This is a genomic window from Streptomyces sp. BF23-19, assembly GCF_041106355.1.
GTDB lineage: Bacteria > Actinomycetota > Actinomycetes > Streptomycetales > Streptomycetaceae > Streptomyces > Streptomyces virginiae_A.
This window is the reverse complement of sequence record NZ_JBGBPT010000094.1, coordinates 1-17,016: the sequence shown is the minus strand read 5'-3', so window position 1 is coordinate 17,016 and position 17,016 is coordinate 1. Positions and strand designations below refer to the sequence as shown.

16 protein-coding genes and 1 pseudogene are annotated in these 17,016 nt (G+C 73.1%); 7 read left to right on the top strand and 10 right to left on the bottom strand.

What is annotated here, in order from left to right; genetic code table 11:
- Positions 1-7: 7 nt before the first annotated feature.
- Together AB8A24_RS36410 and AB8A24_RS36405 are read right to left on the bottom strand one after the other, a co-directional pair.
- On the bottom strand, positions 8-1,228 hold the full coding sequence (locus tag AB8A24_RS36410) for an FAD-dependent monooxygenase (RefSeq protein WP_328965056.1): 1,221 nt from the start codon (positions 1,226-1,228) through the stop codon (positions 8-10).
- A gap of 54 nt (positions 1,229-1,282) precedes the next feature.
- Positions 1,283-3,175 carry a hypothetical protein gene (locus AB8A24_RS36405; protein ID WP_369478638.1) on the bottom strand — a complete coding sequence of 631 codons (1,893 nt, stop codon included), beginning with the start codon at positions 3,173-3,175 and terminating at the stop codon, positions 1,283-1,285.
- Positions 3,176-3,801: 626 nt separating this feature from the next.
- Here AB8A24_RS36405 and AB8A24_RS36400 point away from each other — a divergent pair.
- Together AB8A24_RS36400 and AB8A24_RS36395 are read left to right on the top strand one after the other, a co-directional pair.
- The gene (locus tag AB8A24_RS36400; protein ID WP_328965058.1) at positions 3,802-4,380 is read left to right on the top strand and encodes a sigma-70 family RNA polymerase sigma factor; all 579 of its coding nucleotides are present in this window, start codon (positions 3,802-3,804) and stop codon (positions 4,378-4,380) included.
- A gap of 950 nt (positions 4,381-5,330) precedes the next feature.
- On the top strand, positions 5,331-6,158 hold the full coding sequence (locus AB8A24_RS36395; RefSeq protein ID WP_328966112.1) for an IclR family transcriptional regulator C-terminal domain-containing protein: 828 nt from the start codon (positions 5,331-5,333) through the stop codon (positions 6,156-6,158).
- Between the two features lie 84 nt (positions 6,159-6,242).
- Here the strand turns inward: AB8A24_RS36395 and AB8A24_RS36390 are convergent, their stop codons facing one another.
- Positions 6,243-6,899 carry an HAD family hydrolase gene (locus AB8A24_RS36390; RefSeq protein ID WP_328965059.1) on the bottom strand — a complete coding sequence of 219 codons (657 nt, stop codon included), beginning with the start codon at positions 6,897-6,899 and terminating at the stop codon, positions 6,243-6,245.
- Between the two features lie 135 nt (positions 6,900-7,034).
- On the opposite strand from AB8A24_RS36390, the pseudogene AB8A24_RS36385 reads away from it, so the two are divergent.
- Positions 7,035-7,414: pseudogene (locus tag AB8A24_RS36385) on the top strand (hypothetical protein).
- A 39-nt stretch (positions 7,415-7,453) separates the two neighbouring features.
- On the opposite strand, the gene AB8A24_RS36380 reads toward AB8A24_RS36385, so the two are convergent.
- Positions 7,454-9,355: an alkyl/aryl-sulfatase gene (locus AB8A24_RS36380; RefSeq protein WP_369478637.1), complete on the bottom strand. Its 1,902-nt coding sequence runs from the start codon at positions 9,353-9,355 to the stop codon at positions 7,454-7,456.
- 300 nt (positions 9,356-9,655) lie between these two features.
- Between AB8A24_RS36380 and AB8A24_RS36375 the strand changes: the two genes are divergently transcribed.
- Positions 9,656-10,507 carry a dienelactone hydrolase family protein gene (locus tag AB8A24_RS36375; RefSeq protein ID WP_369478636.1) on the top strand — a complete coding sequence of 284 codons (852 nt, stop codon included), beginning with the start codon at positions 9,656-9,658 and terminating at the stop codon, positions 10,505-10,507.
- A 69-nt stretch (positions 10,508-10,576) separates the two neighbouring features.
- On the opposite strand, the gene AB8A24_RS36370 is transcribed toward AB8A24_RS36375, so the two are convergent.
- Positions 10,577-10,981, bottom strand: coding sequence for a RidA family protein (locus AB8A24_RS36370; protein WP_369478635.1), 405 nt, complete (start codon positions 10,979-10,981; stop codon positions 10,577-10,579).
- A 280-nt stretch (positions 10,982-11,261) separates the two neighbouring features.
- On the opposite strand from AB8A24_RS36370, the gene AB8A24_RS36365 reads away from it, so the two are divergent.
- Complete coding sequence (locus AB8A24_RS36365; protein ID WP_328965061.1) at positions 11,262-12,062, top strand: class I SAM-dependent methyltransferase; 801 nt, start codon at positions 11,262-11,264, stop codon at positions 12,060-12,062.
- A gap of 128 nt (positions 12,063-12,190) precedes the next feature.
- Here AB8A24_RS36365 and AB8A24_RS36360 read toward each other — a convergent pair whose 3' ends face one another.
- From AB8A24_RS36360 to AB8A24_RS36345, 4 genes are all read right to left on the bottom strand, one after another.
- Positions 12,191-12,319 carry a hypothetical protein gene (locus AB8A24_RS36360; protein ID WP_328965062.1) on the bottom strand — a complete coding sequence of 43 codons (129 nt, stop codon included), beginning with the start codon at positions 12,317-12,319 and terminating at the stop codon, positions 12,191-12,193.
- A complete protein-coding gene (locus AB8A24_RS36355; RefSeq protein WP_328965063.1) occupies positions 12,316-12,996 on the bottom strand; it encodes a hypothetical protein in 681 nt (226 codons plus the stop codon). Before AB8A24_RS36355 ends, AB8A24_RS36360 begins: the two co-directional genes overlap by 4 nt.
- Complete coding sequence (locus AB8A24_RS36350) at positions 12,993-13,331, bottom strand: PadR family transcriptional regulator (protein WP_033225219.1); 339 nt, start codon at positions 13,329-13,331, stop codon at positions 12,993-12,995. The genes AB8A24_RS36355 and AB8A24_RS36350 overlap by 4 nt, the downstream gene beginning before the upstream one ends.
- Positions 13,332-13,477: 146 nt before the next feature.
- On the bottom strand, positions 13,478-14,239 hold the full coding sequence (locus AB8A24_RS36345; RefSeq protein ID WP_369478645.1) for an NADPH-dependent F420 reductase: 762 nt from the start codon (positions 14,237-14,239) through the stop codon (positions 13,478-13,480).
- A gap of 167 nt (positions 14,240-14,406) precedes the next feature.
- Between AB8A24_RS36345 and AB8A24_RS36340 the strand changes: the two genes are divergently transcribed.
- The gene (locus tag AB8A24_RS36340) at positions 14,407-14,886 is read left to right on the top strand and encodes a hypothetical protein (protein WP_328965064.1); all 480 of its coding nucleotides are present in this window, start codon (positions 14,407-14,409) and stop codon (positions 14,884-14,886) included.
- Positions 14,887-15,026: 140 nt separating this feature from the next.
- Here AB8A24_RS36340 and AB8A24_RS36335 read toward each other — a convergent pair whose 3' ends face one another.
- Positions 15,027-15,737 carry a hypothetical protein gene (locus AB8A24_RS36335; protein ID WP_161294162.1) on the bottom strand — a complete coding sequence of 237 codons (711 nt, stop codon included), beginning with the start codon at positions 15,735-15,737 and terminating at the stop codon, positions 15,027-15,029.
- 301 nt (positions 15,738-16,038) lie between these two features.
- Between AB8A24_RS36335 and AB8A24_RS36330 the strand changes: the two genes are divergently transcribed.
- The gene (locus tag AB8A24_RS36330) at positions 16,039-16,923 is read left to right on the top strand and encodes a CAP domain-containing protein (protein WP_369478634.1); all 885 of its coding nucleotides are present in this window, start codon (positions 16,039-16,041) and stop codon (positions 16,921-16,923) included.
- The last annotated feature ends 93 nt before the right edge of the window (positions 16,924-17,016 follow it).

Genomic DNA, 17,016 nt, shown 5'->3' with positions numbered 1-17,016 from the left:
CCTGGGCCTACGGGGCCATGGCCCGGCCCCCGATACCGGGGGCCTCGCCCAGCTGGCCCCGCCACCAGGCCGCCATCGCGCCGCCGTCCATGCCCGCCCAGGCCGGGGTCCGCTCGACCTGGGCGCGGCCCAGCCGGCGGGCCAGCGCGACCAGTTCCCGTCCGGCGGCGCCGCGGGTCTCCTCGTAGCCGCGCAGCAGTTCCTCGAAGGACCCGCTGCGCCGCCAGCCGTCGGCGAGGGCGGTGGCGTCCTGGAGGGCCTTGGCGGCGCCGCTCGTGTTGTGCGGGCGTACCACGCTCGCCGCGTCCCCCGCGAGCAGCAGCCGGCCGGCGGCGGTGCGCGCGGTCTCCACGTCGTAGATCGGCTGGACGAAGGTGTCCGCCGGGTCGGTCAGCGCGAGCGCCCGCCCCCAGTACGGCGGGAACTCGCGATCGAGCAACGCCGCCAGATGTCCCGCGAGCTCGGGGGTGAGGCCGCCCGGCGGGAAGCTCGTCGGATCGCCCTGGCGCAGCTGCCCGTCCTGCGGCGGCGGGGCGTAGAGCACCCAGTTCAGCCGCGGGCCGTCCGGGCCCGGAATCCGGTAGATGACGCAGGAACCGCCCGGGAAGCAGACCGTGGTCACCGTCTCGGGGGCCGAGTCCGCGACGCCGCCGAGCCCGGTGAGCAGCGCGGCGTCGAGGTTGCCGCGCCAGCACACGTAACCGGCGTACTGCGGCCGGGAGTCCGGGCAGAGCGCCGCGCGCACCACCGACCGGTACCCGTCGGCTCCGACCACCAGGTCGTACCGCTCGACGGACCCACCCGCGAGCCGCACCTCGACGCCCGTGGCCCCGCTCTCGGCGACCCCGGTCACCACCGCCCCCTGCCGGTAGACCACCGAGCCCGGAACGGACTCGCGAAGGCCGTGCCAGAGCAGCCCCCAGTGGTAGGAGTGGAAGGGGAAGGGCTGCTCCCAGGTCACCCGCCCGCCCGCTGCGTGGGCATCGTCGCGGACCACCCAGCGGCGCCGCTCCAGCCGGTGCGCCGCGATCCCCGCGGGCAGCGCGCCGCTCGCGCCGAGCTCGGCGGCCCGCTCGTCGTGGATGCACAGCCCGACGCCGCGGTCCTGCAGCCGCCCGCGCGTGCGCTCCAGCACCACCACCTCACCGGCGCCCGCCCGCGCAGCCGCCGTGGCGACGGCGCAGCCCGCGATGCTCCCGCCGACCACCGCGATCGTTCCACCCCGCATAGGACCTGCCTCCTGTCGATGCGCACCACTGCCCCGACCCTCACCGGGCCCGGGTCACCCTGCTGAAGACCGCGTCGCCGGCGGAGTGGGCCGCGCGGAACCCTGGAGGGCCAGCGCGGTCAGTACGACCAACGAATCCGTCCAGCCCAGGGGCGCCACGGCGGACGGCCGTCCGGCCCCGTTCACCGTTTCGGGGAGCTCGCCCAGCCCGTTCCGCTTCGACAGCACCCAGTCCAGCACCCGGCCCGCCTTCACCGGCTCACCCGTACCGGCCCAGGCGAGGGCGAAGAAGGAGGTGCTGGCCGTCCACGCGTACGAACCCCAGCTGAAGGAGGGGTCGTTGCCGGGCGACACCCCACCGTTCGGCAGCAGCAGCGCCCGATAGGTGGAGTCCAGCGCCTCGCCGAGATCGGCCGGGGCGGCGTTGAACGGGGGTGCCATGAACGCCACCGCGCTGTCCCGGCCGTGCTCGCCGTCGACCGTCCGCTGGTACCCCAGCGGGGCGAAGGAGGTGGCGATCGCGGCGGAGAGCCGCCGGGCCGCCTCTCCCCAGCGCTCCGCGTCCGCGACCGTCCCCACCCGCGCGGCCAGGTCGGCCGCGGAGTTGAGCCCGGCCAGCAGGGGAGCCGCGGTACCGATGTTGGCCGTCGTCGTGTCCAGCTCCCAGTAGTCCGGGGACGCCGGAGGCAGCCCGTCCGGCCCCAGGGAGCGGGCGGCGTAGTCGGCCGCCTTGCGCACCATCGGGTAGAGCGCGCGCAGCCGCTCGTCCCGACCGCCGGCGGGCGCCGCCTGGTACCACTGCCAAGTGGCCCAGGGCACCCAGCCGTTGCCGTCCAGCTGCCACTTCCGCGCGTCCGGCGGCCCGCTGCCGTCCAGCTCGGTACGGGCCTCCCAGGTCCCGTCGGACCGCTGGGTGAGCGCGTCGTAGCCCAGGATCCGGTACGCCTCCTCGTCGTGCCCGGTGGCGGCGAAGGCGGCCGCCGCGAACGCCCCGTCGCGGGGCCAGGAGTACTCCCACGGCGGCGCCCACGCCGCCGCGAACGCGCCGCCCGGCTTCAGCAGCGCCCGCATCGACAGCAGGGCGCGCCGCGACGCTTCCCGCTGCGCGGCGGTGGCCCCCGGCACCCTGCCCGCCGCCAGCCACGCGCGGCTCTCCTCGACCTGCGCCAGCGCGCCCGGGTCGTCCGCCTCGACCACCACCGATGCCGAGGCCCCGTCGGGAAGGTACCGCCACCGGCCGGAGGGCAGGCGCAGCACATTGCTCCCGTCGACGTAGGAGGCGCCCACGGCGAAGGGGGGCAGGACGGCCTCGGTGGCGACCCGGTTGGTCAACAGACCCGACGTCCGGGCGGCGAGCGCCGAGGTGGGTACGTAGCAGGGCTCGGTCTCGCCGCAGCGCTCGCTGCCGGTGGGATCGATGTGGAAGGCGAGCCGGGAGGTGTAGGCGTGCCAGCCGCCCCAGTACGCCCTGTCGTAGTTCCAGCTGGTCAGTGAGCCGGGCACGGCGCGCGTGGTGCCGTACCAGGCGATCGGCCCGCTCTCCGCGGTGTTCGCCTGGAGGTGCAGGTAGTACGTGGTGCCCGCCGTGACGTCCGCGCTGAGCGGGAATTCGACCCAGCCGGCGCCGGCGCCGCCGAGTGCGGCGAGGTCCAGGGTCGTCGAGGCGATCACCGACCCGGCGTCCGCGCGGACCCGGCGGACCTGCGCGGTCACGGTGCCCGTCGCCGCCCCGCTGCCCAGCCAGACGCTCACCCGGGAGAGCCGGGTGCCGTCCACCGTGAACTCCTGGGCCGCCGCGTTGTTCGTCGCCTTCAGGCTGAACAGCGCGCTCTCGTGGCCGACCTGGCCGTCGTAGGCCACGGCGGCCGCCGCACGGGGGAGCGCGGCGGGCGCACCGGTCAGTGCCAGGCAGAGCACGGCGGGCAACAAGGTCCTCGCGAACGCCATCTGTACAGCCCCTTCCTGTTCGACGGGCGCGCGGGGCGGAGGGGCCGGGGCGCCGAAAGCTGGACCCACCATGCAGGCATCCGGCACCGGGAAGAGGGGAGTCGGGACGTGTCCCACCGGATCGGGCCGCAGCGACATCCGATCGTGTGACAGAAACAGCGGAGGAGGCCCGTTCGGGCGCGTGTCGGCGGAAGCGGCGCCCGGCGGGCACGCCGGGGCGCGCGCGGGCGGACCAGGGCGCGCGAGGAAGCGGATGCGCTTGCTCCGGAAGATTTTCTGGGACCGGCTTGCACGATCGGGCTCGCTTTCCGATGGGGTGGTGAATGGGAGCGCCTGATGCTCCACGGCTGCCGGTTCGGGGGCAGGCAGGCCGTTGCTCATGATCCACTCGAAAGGTTCCGCGCCGACGTGAATGTTGCCGAGACGGCCGCCCTCGCGCTGTTAGTCGTCACTGCCCGTCATCTCGTCATCGATGTGTTCAGGGCGCCCATGCGCCTGCCGGGTGCGGGGGTACGGACGGGAACCGGCGGACCATCCGCCGGCCGGCGCCGTGCCGCTCCCCGCACCCGCCACCATGAGGTCTCCGTCGCCCCCGCGTGCGGCGACGAACAGCTGTGGGGGAGCGTATGAGCGAAGGCGAATTCGATCCATCGGGGGACCAGGCGGTCTCCAGCGAACTGGCCGGAGTGCTGCCGGTGGACTTCACCGCTTTCCACTCCCAGCAGCACCGCGCCTATCTGCGCTACGCCCACCTGCAGCTGGGAAACCCCAAGGACGCCGAGGAAGTCGTCGACGACGTGTTCACCTTCCTGCTGAAGGTGTGGCGCCAAGCCCTGAAGGAGGCGAGCCTCCACGGCTTCGCGTGGGCCGTGCTGCGCGAGCACGTCGAAAGACGGTTGGCGGCTCTGGGCCGGCAGGTGGCCATGGTGGAGACGGCGTGGTTCGCAGCCCTGCGCCGTTCCTCCAGAGAACGGCTGGAACTGCTGGAGTCGAAGCTCGGGCTGTACGCGGCGATCGCGGGCCTGTCCGAGCGGCAGTACGACGTGGTGCTGCTGGCCTTCCTGCTGGGCAACGACTCCGACACGGTCGCCCGGATGATGGGGATCACCCCCGCGACGGTCCGCTCGCACATCCGAGGCGCACGCCGAACCCTGTCCCGCAAGCTCGGGGTGGACTGGATCCCCGGAGAGGAGAAGGACCAGTGAGCGACATGCCCCGCCACCGCGACATGCCGCTGTGCGAACTGGACGCGGCCCTTGCGGACGCGACGGTACTCGCGGAGGAATACGCCGGATACGACGAGGGCGCGGCCCGCCGTCGGATCGCCCGCCGGATCGTCGCCGACCGCGCCCGCTCGGCGACCGGTACCAACGGCCCCCCCGGCGCCGCGACCCCGCCACCGCGGGGGCAGGCCACATCCACATCCACATCCGCATCCCCCTTCGCGTTCGCCTTCGGATCCACCTGCGGGTCCGCGTTCGCATCCGCGGCGGCGGCCGACGACCTCGTCCTGGACGCCGCCTGCCACGTGCGCGCCGCCCGAGGCCTGGACGACCTCGCCTGGTGCCTCGTCGAGAGCCGGGCCTTCGCCGAACTCGCCCTCGACGCCGACTCCTGGCCCCACGGCGTGGACTCGGCACTGCTGTTCGGCTGCCTGCTCCACCTCGCCGACCGGATGGAAGACGCGCAGTTCTGGTTCCAGTACGCGGCCGGGGCGGGCTCGCAGACCGCCGCCCACTGCCTCTACCTCCTCCACCTCGCCCGGGCCGAGGTCGCGACCGCCCGCCACTGGAAGCGCCAGGCCCGGAACCTGCCCCCGGACGAGCACCTGCCGCACCTGCCGCACCTCCCCGAACACCTCGAAGAGGCCCTCGGAGCCTCGGTCATCTGGACCACCCCGCCCATCACCACCCAGGACCTCACCGCCCTCACCGCCGGACCCGGAGGGGCCGGCCGGCCCCCGTGCCGACTCCCCGTACGACTGCACCGAGCGCTCATGGCGCGCCCCCGCAAGGAGCACCCCGACCTGGGGGAAGTCGTCACCCCCGGCCCGCAGGTGGCGGTCGCCGTCGCCCAGCACGCCCGGCTCAACCCCCTGCACCTGACGGACCAGGCGAACGCCTGGGCCCTGGAAGCACTGAAACAGCCGCACCTCATCCACGCCGCCCGGAAAACCCTCGAAGGCCGCCCGGCACCGGCCCCGCTGGAATCCGTCCACGAGGCACTGCGCGTGCTGGAAGTCGTCAACCGCTACTCGGGGGGCGTGAACCTGACCCAGATCGCCCGAGAGACGGGACTGCCGCAACTGGTCCTCGCCCGGGCCACGGAGCAGCTGATCCGCGCCAACCTCGCCACCCCGATCGGACCGGACGCGTACGTCGCCGGAAACTCCCTCCCGCCGGGCGAATCGGCGACCGGAGAAGGGCGCGGGCACCTGCGCGAGACCCTCGCCTGGTTGCGGGACGCCGTCGGCGCCGCCGTCTACGTCGCCCGCTACACCGACGGCGAGGTCGCCATCACCCAGTACGTCGACGGCCCGGCCACACCCGTGGTCGAGGAGTGGGTCGACTTCCGGGACGCCGCCCACGCCTCGGCCGTGGGCAAGGCGCTGCTCACCCAACTCGACTACGACGACCGGAAGGACCACCTGGCCCGCCACCGACTCACCCGGTTCACCCCCCACACCCTCACCGGCCAGCAGGAACTCTTCCACCAACTCGACGACCGCCCGCCGAACGCTCCGCTCCTCGACCTGCAGGAGTACGCCCTCGGCACGGTGTGCGCGGCGGTCCCGATCACCGCGGGCCCCAACGCGGAATGCGTCGCCCTGTCCATCCCGGTCCCCGACCCCGGTCGGCTGGAGCAGGCCGCCCGCATCCTCCAGAGCGAGGCGGCCGCGGTCCTACTGGCCCTGATCGTCGCCGGCAGCACCCCGTCCACGGCCCGCCGGCCGGAGGACACCATCCTGTCGCCGACGGCCTAGGCCTCGGCGCACGCAGGGGGAAGGGCCCACCGTACCCAGGGTGCGGTGGGCCCTCCGCATGCCCGGGAAGCGCTCGTCCGATCCTTACGCGGTGCCTGCGGTGATGAGGTCGGGCAGTTCGCGCATGTCGTGGAAGACGACGGTGCCGGTGCCTTCGAGCCGTTCGGTCGGGGTCAGTCCACCCGCGTAGCCGAAGGCCCGCATGCCGGCGGCGCGGGCGGCCTCGACACCGGGCCGGCTGTCCTCGACCACCGCGCACGCCGCCGGGTCGACGCCCATCCGCCGCGCGGCGTACAGGAACAGGTCCGGGGCCGGCTTGCCGTGGCGGACCTCGGTGGCGCTGTAGATGCGGCCGTCGAAGTGCTCGTAGAGGCCGGTGCGGCCGAGGGTGTGGCGCATCTTCTCGTGCGAGCCGCTGGAGGCGACGCAGGTCGGCAAGGTGATCGCGGCGAGCGCCTCGGGCAGTCCCTCGACGGCGGACAACCCGGCGTCCACCGCCTCACGGTGACGCTCCTCGAACAGCTCCCGCCAGAGATCGGCCGTCTCGCCGCCGACCCGGAGGGCGATGTCCTCGTGGATGGAGGCGCTGGAGCGCCCGACGAAGCGGTCCATGACCTCGTCCTCGGTGAGCGGCCAGCCCAGCTCCGCCCCCAACGCGACCTGGAGGGGCAGCGCGATGCGTTCGGTGTCGACGAGCACTCCGTCGCAGTCGAATATCACGAGTTCAATCGGCTTGATCATCCCCGCAGCATAGAGTCCGCCCCGGTGCGCCAAGCGGGTCCGGTCCCGGGGCACCATGGTCCGGTGACGAAACGGAACGAGGGGGCCGAGGGCGCCACGGGACTGTCCCCCTACCAGGCGGAGCTGCGCGCCCGGATGCTCGCCGCCCCCGTCGTACCGGCCCCCGAGGCCTGGCGGCCGGTCTTCGACCCCGACCCGTACCCCTACCCCTACGTCCCCGTCGGCGGACTGCTGGGCATCGGCTTCGCCTCGCACCCGGACACCGGCGACGACCTGGTGATGGTCGTCTCGAACGACGGCCACGGCCGGAGGTGGTGAGCCCTGCTTGGCCGAACGACCGGGTGCTGCTCTCCACCGACGGCGGGCTGCCGCACACCGGACCGCACGGCGAGCGGTGGTGGCACGTCTTCCACGCCGACCGCTCGACCCTCCGGGCGGTGGGCTTCTCACCCTCCGGGCGGACACTCGCGGTCGCGACCAGCAGCGACCTCACCCTCTGGGCACGCGACCTCTGACCGGAACCGGAACCGGAACCGGAACCGGGGTCGGGGTCGTCAGGGGGTGACGATGGGGAAGTCCGGGTCGGGGGAGTCGAGGTAGGCGAAGAGTTCGGCGAGGACCGCCGGGTCGCCGTCGAGGGCCACGCCCTCGTGCCGCAGGAGGTCGTCCGGTGGCAGGGCGCCGAGCAGGAGCCCGCGCAGCAGTGGTTCGCCCAGTACGAGGACGGCGTGCGGCCGGCCGGCCGCGGGGTTCTCCCCGCGGACGCCCGTCAGTACGCCGTTGGCCAGGCGCAGCGTCAGCGGGTCCGAGCCGGGCAGGACGAACCGTACGGCGACGTCCGCGTGCCAGGCCCGCGGCCCGTCGATCCGTACGGCGAGGGAGTCCACCAGCTGGTCCAGGCTCAGGGCGGCGAGCACGTCCGGGGACGCGGCGGTGGCCGGGGTCCCGACCTGCTCGCCGCGCAGTTCCTGGGCGCCGGTGAGGTAGAAGTTGCGCCAAGTGCCGTTCTCGGCGCCGTAGCCGAGTTGCTCCAGGGCGTCGGCCTGCAGCTCCCGGGCCCGCGCGTTCGAGGGGTCCGCGAAGACGACGTGGTCGACCACCTGGGCCACCCAGCGGAAGTCGCCCTGCTCGAAGGAGGTCCGGGCACGGCGCAGGACCTCCGCGGCGCCGCCCATGAACTCGACGTAGCGGCGGGCCGCTTCCACCGGCGGGTGCTGCCACAGGAGGGCCGGGTTCCCTTCGAACCAGCCCATGTACCGCTGGTAGACGGCCTTGACGTTGTGGCTGACCGACCCGTAGTAGCCGTGGGTGTGCCAGGCGGCCTCCAGCGCCGGCGGCATGCGCAGCGATTCGGCGATCTCGGACCCCGTGTACCCCTGGTTGAGCAGCCGCACCGTCTGGTCGTGGAGGTAGGCGTACAGGTCTCGCTGCTGCGCCAGGTAGGACATGGCCCGCTCGCGGCCCCACGTGGGCCAGTGATGGGAGGCGAAGACGACGTCGCACGCGTCGCCGAACAGCGCGATGGACTCGGTGAGGTACGTGGCCCAGGCGTGCGGGTCGCGGACCAGGGCGCCGCGCAGGGTCAGCAGGTTGTGGAGGGTGTGGGTGGCGTTCTCGGCCATGCACAGCGCCCGGTGATCGGGCAGCAGCACGTTGAATTCGGCCGGTGCCTCGGTGCCCGGGGTGAGCTGGAAGACCATGCGCACGCCGTCGACACTCTCCTCCTGGCCGGTGCGGGTGATGTCGACGGTCGGCGGGATCAGCGTCACCCGGCCGGTGGAGGTGCTCTGGCCCAGGCCCGCGCCGACCTGGCCGCGCGGGCCCTTGGGCAAGCCGGCCCCGTACATGTATCCCGCGCGGCGGGCCATGGCGGTGCCGGCGTAGACGTTCTCGCTGACCGCGTGTTCGAGGAAGCCCTCGGGGGCCAGGACCGGGACCCGGCCCGCGTCGACCTCCGCCTGGGTGGTGACCCCCTTGACGCCGCCGAAGTGGTCGGCGTGGCTGTGGGTGTAGAGGACGCCGGTGACCGGCCGGTCACCGCGGTGGGCCCGGTACAGGGCGAGGGCCGCGGCCGCCGTCTCCTCGCTGATCAGCGGGTCGATCACGACGACGCCGCGGTCACCCTCGACGAGGGTCATGTTCGACAGGTCCAGGCCGCGCACCTGGTACACGCCGTCGACCACCCGGAAGAGGCCTTGGAGGGCGACGAGGCGGCTCTGGCGCCACAGGCTGGGATGGACGGTGTCCGGACGGTCCCCGTTGAGGAAGGCGTAGGCGTCGCCGTCCCACACGACACTCCCGTCCTCGGCCTTGATCACGCAGGGCTCCAGGGCGGCGACGAAGCCGCGCGTGGCGTCGTCGAAGTCGGCGCGGTCGGCGAAGGCGCCGCCGGCGCGCGCTGCTCGGTGAGCGGCGCCGATCGATCCGGAGGCGTCGTGGCCGGGGCCGTTCTCCATCGCGTGAGCCTCCTCGGGCGGTACCTGACCGGCCCCGACCGGACCGGGCGAGGGCCCACGGCGGGCGCAGCCGCTCCACCCCAGCCTCGCCCGGCCGTACTCCGCCCGCCCGGCGCACACCGCCGTCCGGGTGAACGAGGGGGCGGGCCGGCGGATCGCTCGCGCGGATCGCTCGCGCGGATCACTCGCGCCGTCCGCGGCGGCCGCACCACAACCTGCCGCGTGAGCCTTGACCAGAAGGCTCTACCTGTCGGTAACTTGATGCAGTCCAGGAGAGAGCCGTCGGAAGGAGCCGGGCGCGTGGCAGACCACGACCTGAGCGGGTTCGAGAAGAGCACGTTCACCCACGACGGCGCCACCCGCCGGATCCTGCGCCGGGGCACGGGCCCCGCGGTGATCGTCATGGCGGAGATCCCGGGCATCACCCCCAAGGTCATCGAGTTCGCCGAGAACGTCGCGGCGGCGGGCTGTACGGCCGTACTCCCGGTGCTCTTCGGCGAACCCGGCCGTGACGCGGATCCCGGCAGGGTGGGCCGGTCGAGCGCCGGCCGCTCCATGGCCTCGTCGCTGTGGAAGGTGTGCGTGAGCCGTGAGTTCACGCTGCTGGCCACGGGGCGCAGTTCGCGCGTCGTGGGGTGGCTGCGCGCGCTGGCGGCCGCCGAACACGAGCGCTGCGGCGGTCCCGGGGTCGGGGCCGTCGGGATGTGCCTGACCGGCGGATTCGCCCTGGCGATGGCCACGGACGAGCGCCTCGTCGCCCCCGTGCTGTCCCAGCCCTCGCTCCCGCTGGCCTGTACCGCGAGCCGCGCGCGCACCATCGACATCAGCCCCGAGGACCTCGCGGTCGTCCGCGGACGGTGCGAGCGCGAGGGGCTCCAGGTGCTCGGGCTGCGCTTCCGGGGCGACCGGCTCGTCCCCGGCGACCGGTTCGCCCACCTCCGCCGGGAACTCGGGGACGCCTTCGTCGCCGTCGAGCTGGACGCGAGCGCGGCGAACCCGCAGGGCGCCCTCGCGCCGCACTCCGTCCTGACGGAACACCTCATCGACGAACCGGGTCAGCCCACCCGGCAGGCGCTCGACACCGTCCTCGACCTCTTCCGCACCCGGCTGCTGGGGGAACGGGAACGGGAACGGCCCGCTCCGGCCGTGTGACTCGTCCGGACCGGACGACCGGACCGGACCGGACGACCGGACCTGACCGGGCCGGAGGACCCTGCCCCCTCAGCCCCGTTCAGAGGCGATCACCGCGTCGATCTCCACCTCGACGAGCCACTCGGGATCGATGAATCGGGACACCTCGACGAAGGTGGTGACGGGCCGGACGGAGGCGAACCGCTCGCCGTGCGCCCGCGCGGCTTCCCGCCACCGCGTCACATCGGTGAGCATGACGCGGGTCCGCACCACGTCCTCCAGTGACGCCCCGGCCTCCTGCAGGGCCCCTTCGGCGATGTCCAGGCACCGTACGGTCTGGGCGTGGACGTTGCCGGGGCCGACGGTGGAGCCGTCGTCCGCGATGGGGGCGGTTCCCGCGACGGCGACGTACCGACCCGTCCGCACCGCGCGCGAGAAGCCGATCCGAGGCTCCAGCGGTGATCCCGAGCTGACCTTCCGATGTATGTCCACCATCTCTTCATGCTGCCAGAAGCATGAATGACGGGGCGTCACGCCCCTGGGCGCGTTGCGTGGACCGCCAGGGCGCCGAGTGGCAATCTGGGTGATATCGCCGCAAACATCCATATTCGCGAACTGTCCGTGCGTACGCCGTACCGCGCTCTCCGCTTCCCGGGGCAGTCCAGTGGTTTGTATATGTCGGTCACCGACGTGTGGTGGGATCCGAAGATCCTTCCGGCGGCAGTCGCTCCTGCCTGCCGTCGAGGATTCACGTTGCGATGGAGACGGAGTGCTCATGGCCACCAGGAAGAACCTCACCGCGAACCGGGAGTCCCTCGTCCACAAGGTCCGCTACGCCGCGAGCCGTCCGCACCGCATCGCCCCTTACCTGAAGCGGGCCGCCCGCGACCGGTGGCTGGCCTTCAAGCACCCCGACCACGTCAGCTACTACCGGGCCGTGATGGCCTCGGACACCCGCCGCAACCCCGAGGCCGCGGTCGGCAGCCAGACCCACGAACGCTGGCTCGCGCTCGGGCAGATGCAGTTCGACTACCTCGTCCGGCACGGCCTGAAGCCCGGCGCCCGCATGTTGGACATCGGCTGCGGCAACCTCCGCGCCGGTTGGCGATTCATCGACCACCTCGACGCGGGCCACTACTACGGCATCGACATCTCGCCCGACATCCTCATCGCGGCGAAGCGGACCCTGACCGAGCGGGGGCTCCAGGCCAAGGTCCCGCACCTGACCCTCACCAAGAACCTGACGCTGGACTTCCTCCCCGACGGCTACTTCGACGTCGTCCACGCGCACAGCGTCTTCTCGCACTCACCGATCGACGTCATCGACGAGTGCTTCGCCCACGTGGGCCGGGTCCTGGCGCCCGGAGGTCACTTCGACTTCACCTTCGACCGCACCACCGGCACCGAACACCAGGTGCTGCGCGAGGACTTCTACTACCGCACCCAGACCCTCGTCGACCTCGCCGCCGGACACGGGCTGTCGGCACGCTTCATGGAGGACTGGGAGGAACTCGGCCACGGCCAGTCCAAGATCCGCATCAGCGTCGCCGGATCCGGCATCGACGCCGAGGTCTGACCGCCCCTGCCCCGGCCCTCGGCGCCGTCGGATCAGGCGTGGCCCGCCGGGTCCGAGTGCCGACGACGCCACAGGCGCACGGCCAGGCCCGTGGCCGCGGGCAGGACCAGGCACGGCAGCGCGGTGTCCTAACCCACCACCCCCGCGAAGTGGCCGAGGGCGAGGAACGGGGCCGCGGCCAGGGCGAACCGACCGGACGTACGGATCCCGGACAGCGCGGGGCCGCCCGCCAGAGCCAGGGCGGCGGTCACGGTCACGGCGAAGCGCCACAGCGGGACCATGCCGAGCCCGCCCGCGTCGAGCAGGCCCAGCAGCACCATGAACAGCGGGGCCCAGAGCAGCAGCGCCACCAGCCCTGTCGTGGTCCTGATCCGGCAGGCCGGGTGGCCGGGTGCAGGTCCGGGGGACAGAGCAGCGGGAGTGCGGCGATCGCCAGAGGCGGGGTCAGGTACGCCAGGTGTGCCAACGGCATGTCCAGAACGCCCGGCAGGACGGAGATGACGAAGCACACCGTGCTTCCCACGACCCCCGCGAACGCGGTCCGCGCGCCGACGGCGAAGCGCCCGCTCAACGCCATCTCGGCGCCGATGAGGGTCAGTGCGGAGAAGCCGCTCATCGCATACCCGAGCGGGGCCTCGAGGTCCGGGAGACCGGTGACGTACGCGAGATTGAGCGTCGAGGCGAGCAGGAACGCGGCATACGCGCCCGTCGCGGCCGGCGCGAAGGGCGCCGTCGCCGCGAACAGGCGCCCGCCGCGGTGCGCCGAACCCACCCCCAGGCGGAGCCGGAGCGCGTGCGCCACGATGTCCAAGGCCTCCCGCAGCCGGGTGATCGGGCCGGCGCCCTCGGTCGCCTCCCGGTAGGCCTCGGCCACCTCGTCGCCGAAGGCGCGGCGGAAACCGGCGGGATACAGGCGCATCAGACGACGGCTCACGCCGTGGCGGTCTCTCCGGAGACGCCCAGCCGGCGCGCCGCCTCGCGCGCGGTGGCCGCGATCCGCTGCGCCTCGGCGGCCAGGCTCTCGCGGCCTTCGGCGGTGAGGCTGTAGGTGCGGCGCAGCCGGCTGTCGACGATCTGCTCCTCGTGGACCTCGATCAGCCCCTGACCCAGCAGCCGCTCCAGGGCCCCGTACAGGGTGCCGGTCCGCATCTTGACGCGTCCGCCCGAGATCAGCTCCACCTCGCGCGCGATCGCGTACCCGTGGCGGGGCTCGTCCGCGAGCGCGGTCAGGAGGAGGAGGGTCGGTTCCTGCATCGCACGATCACTCATGTCTGCATGGTAGGTCACCCACCGACATATGCCGCCCGGTGGGAGGCGCCACGTCATCGGGGCGCGCCCCACCGTGGCTGCGCCGTTCCCTTCCGAGGCCGGCGGGCGGAGCAGCCGGGCCCCGGGACCGGAGCCCGCGTCCGCGGTCAGCCGCGGAAGGCCTCCGGGCGGGTCGGGGCGGCCTCGGCCAGGGCCTTGGTGACCGCGTCGACGCCTTCCCGCAGCCCGTAGACGGGGGTGTCGGGCTGCTGGCGCCAGGACTCGTCCAGGCCGCCCGCGTCGACGGTGTCGAAGCCGAGTTCCTCGATCAGGGCGCGTACGGTCTTCTTCGCGACCGCGTCGTCGCCCGCGACGGGCAGCGCCATCCGGTCCGCCGCGCCCGCCGGGCGGTGCCGGTCGAGGATGTCCTGGGCGTAGGTGCCGTTGAAGGCCTTGATGACGGGGTGTCCGAGGTGCCGCTCGGTCCAGCGGCTCTCGGTGAGGCCCTCGTCCTCGACGCCGGCGATCCGGCCGTCGCGCTCGCGCGGGTAGTAGTTGCCGGTGTCGATGACCGCGAAGCCCTCGGCGGCCTCGTCGAAGAGGCCCGCCGGAAGGTCCGGCACGTTCTTGAACGGGATCGTGACCACGACGATCTCGGCGCCGCGCGCCGCTCGCGCCACGCTGACGGGGGTGGCGCCGGTCTCCTCGGCCAGCGCGGCCAGGGTCTCGGGGCCGCGCGAGTTCGCCACGGAGACCTCGTGCCCGAGGGCCGTGAGCCGACGGGTCAGGTTGCCGCCGATGTTGCCCGCGCCGATGATGCCGATCTTCATGAGCTCTCCAGTGCGTCCGGGTTGAGTGTCGCGTCCGCACCAACCTCCGCCCCGGGCACGGCATTCCGCCCCGCGGTGATCGTCCCCCGGTCGAGCGATGCGTTCGCGCCGCCGTACGAGGGCCGGTCGGTGCGCGGGCGGGCCCCTGACCGGCCCGATACGGCCGGAGGCGTGACCTTTCGGCCATTTCTCGCATTCCGCGAACCGGACGGGACCGGGACGGCGTCGGTCCGTACAGCCACTCAGCTCGAGGAAAGGCTCAGCAGATGTCCACGTTCTCGGCCAGGCGAACCGCCTCCCTCACCCTCGCGGCCACCGCCGCACTCACCCTCACCCTCGTCACCAGCGCCTCGGCGAACGGACCGGAAGCGGGGGCGCCGGCCCGGGCCACCGCCGCGGCTCCGTCCGTCTCCGGCAGCCCCGAAGGCGCGTTCACCCGGATCGCCGACTTCTACGGCTCCTACATCGACGCGGTGTACGACGGCGACGGGGCGACCGCGGACAGCCTGCGTGCCTTCTACCTCTCGGCCCCGCTCCAGGCGGAGTTGAGGAAGTGGGAGGAGACCAACCACGCGGACGGCGTGCTCCGCGCGCAGAACGTGCCGCTCAAGTGGAAGGTCACCTCCACCGGCAGCGGAACGGGCCGGACCGATGCCACGGTCACGCTGACGTGGGGCGGCGACACGACGAAGGTCTTCGTCCAGGCCGACCTGGCCACCCGCAAGATCGTCTCCATCCGGGACTGACCCCTCCTGCGTCGCGCACGCTCCCCGACGGCAGGGTCGTCGACTCCGCCTGGTACCGGCATGAAGCCGCCGGTACCGCCCGTTGCGCCGGGGTGCCGGTGGCCGCGGTCACCCGGGTGTGAGCGCGGAGGTGTCGCGGTTCAGGAGATCGCGTACCACTGGCTGGCCCAGCCGGTGTTGATGGTGCTCGTGGACTGCTCGGCGAGGTTCACCGTGGCCGGCAGCGAGGTCTGACCGGTCAGCAGGTTGCTGTACCGGAGGTTCGGTGGCGTCAGGCCCGCGTTGACCGAGATGCCGGCGCCCGTGGACTTCAGGGTGAGGCCGTTGGTCGCCCAAGTGCCGTTGAGCAGCAGCGCGATGAAGTAGGTGCCGGGAGCGGCGGTGAACGGCTTGCCGAGGGCGAACGGCTTGGCGATCGCGTCGGTCATCAACTGGGGGGAGATGTCCGGGGTGGTCGCGACGAGGGTGCCCTTGGCGTCGTACACGCCCAGGTAGCAGTTGGCGAGTTGGGCGTTCGGGTCGATACCGGCCAGGCCCAGCCACACGTTCGACCAGGTGATCTGCTCGCGCAGCACGATCCGTACCAGGGTGACCCGGCCGCCGACCCCGGCCGACGACTGGGCGGTGACGTGCCCCGCGTCGTTGGGGTCCCCGGTCCAGGCCAGCAGGTTCTGGTCCTGGGGCCGGGGTCCCTCGAAGCCGGACCCGCCGCCGCTCTGCGCGGGCACGGAGGCCACGGAGCTCGACGCCGCGGGCCGGCTGTCTCCCGGGGCGGTACAGCCGGCGAGGACGAGCAGCGCCGCGAGCGCGGTCACGAGACCGGTCGTGGCGGTGGTGGTGCGGGTGCGCATGGTCCCCCCATGAGGTGCGGATCTGTCGACGGACATGATCACACGCCGCCGGTGCGCACCCGCCCCGCCCGTGGCGGAGCCCCGATCGCGCGGTCGGGTCCGGAAGTCGACGCCGAGCCGGCCGATCTCCGCCGGGTCCGTATCGACCGAATGGCAGGGGATGACCCGAGTCGTCCCCTGAGCCGATCCTGCGGGCTTCCTTAAGGGAACTTGAAGAAGCCCTCCAGCGCGCGGATTTCACTGATCACAACCCTAGGCTCGGTCGCACCCCACCCCCTTCCCTCTGTGAGGTGCTACAGGCATGAGCAGCCGAACTCCCGCAACGCCGTCCCGCGTCGAAGCACGGCGGAAGAAGGCGATGCGTACCCGCATCGTCCTGTCCCTGACCGCGGCCGCCGCGGCGGTGGCGGTCGGCGTCGCCGTGGCCGATTCCGGCGGCGGTACGCAGGTGGACCAGCGGGCCGACGGCGCCGGCGGGGCGAAGTCCGGGACGCCTACCCCCGCGGACACGGCCGGGACGGCGAGCCCCACCGCTCCGCTCCCCGAGGTCACCGCCGATGCCGCGGCCGCCACGGGCTCGCTGCCGCCCGCGACTCCGGCCGCGGAAGGTACGGAGTCGGCGGCGCCGGCGAAGCCCGCGGCGGAGGAGAACACCCCGACCAAGTCCACCCCGGCCGGCAAGCCCCCGCGTACGTCCGGCGGGAGCACGGGCGGCGGTTCCGGTACCTCGGGCGGGTCCGGCGGGTCCGGGGGCTCGTCCGGCGGATCCACCGGCGGCTCGTCGGGCGGTTCCGGCAGCTCCTCCGGCGACGAGTCCGCGGTCCTCGCCCTGGTCAACAAGGAGCGGTCCGCCGCCGGATGCGGCCCCCTGACCGTGAACGGCAAGCTGGCCGCCGCAGCGCGCGCGTACAGCGACACCATGGCCCGCAGCGGTGTCATGTCCCACACCGGACCCGACGGGTCCACCATGACCTCCCGGGTGGAGGCCGCCGGCTACGGTTGGTCCCGCCTCGGCGAGAACATAGCCCGCGGCCAGTCGGACGCCGACTCGGTCATGAAGGCGTGGATGAACAGCTCCGGCCACCGGGCCAACATCCTCAACTGCTCCTTCCGGGAGATCGGCATAGGCGTGCACAAGGGCGACGGCGGCCCGTGGTGGACGCAGGACTTCGGAACGTCGAAGTAGGAACTTCCCCCCCGCCACCTCTGACCCGCACCCCCCATGCCCGCCACCCCCCACCGGCCCCTCGGCACCGGCCACCTCCCCCCCGGCTGCCCG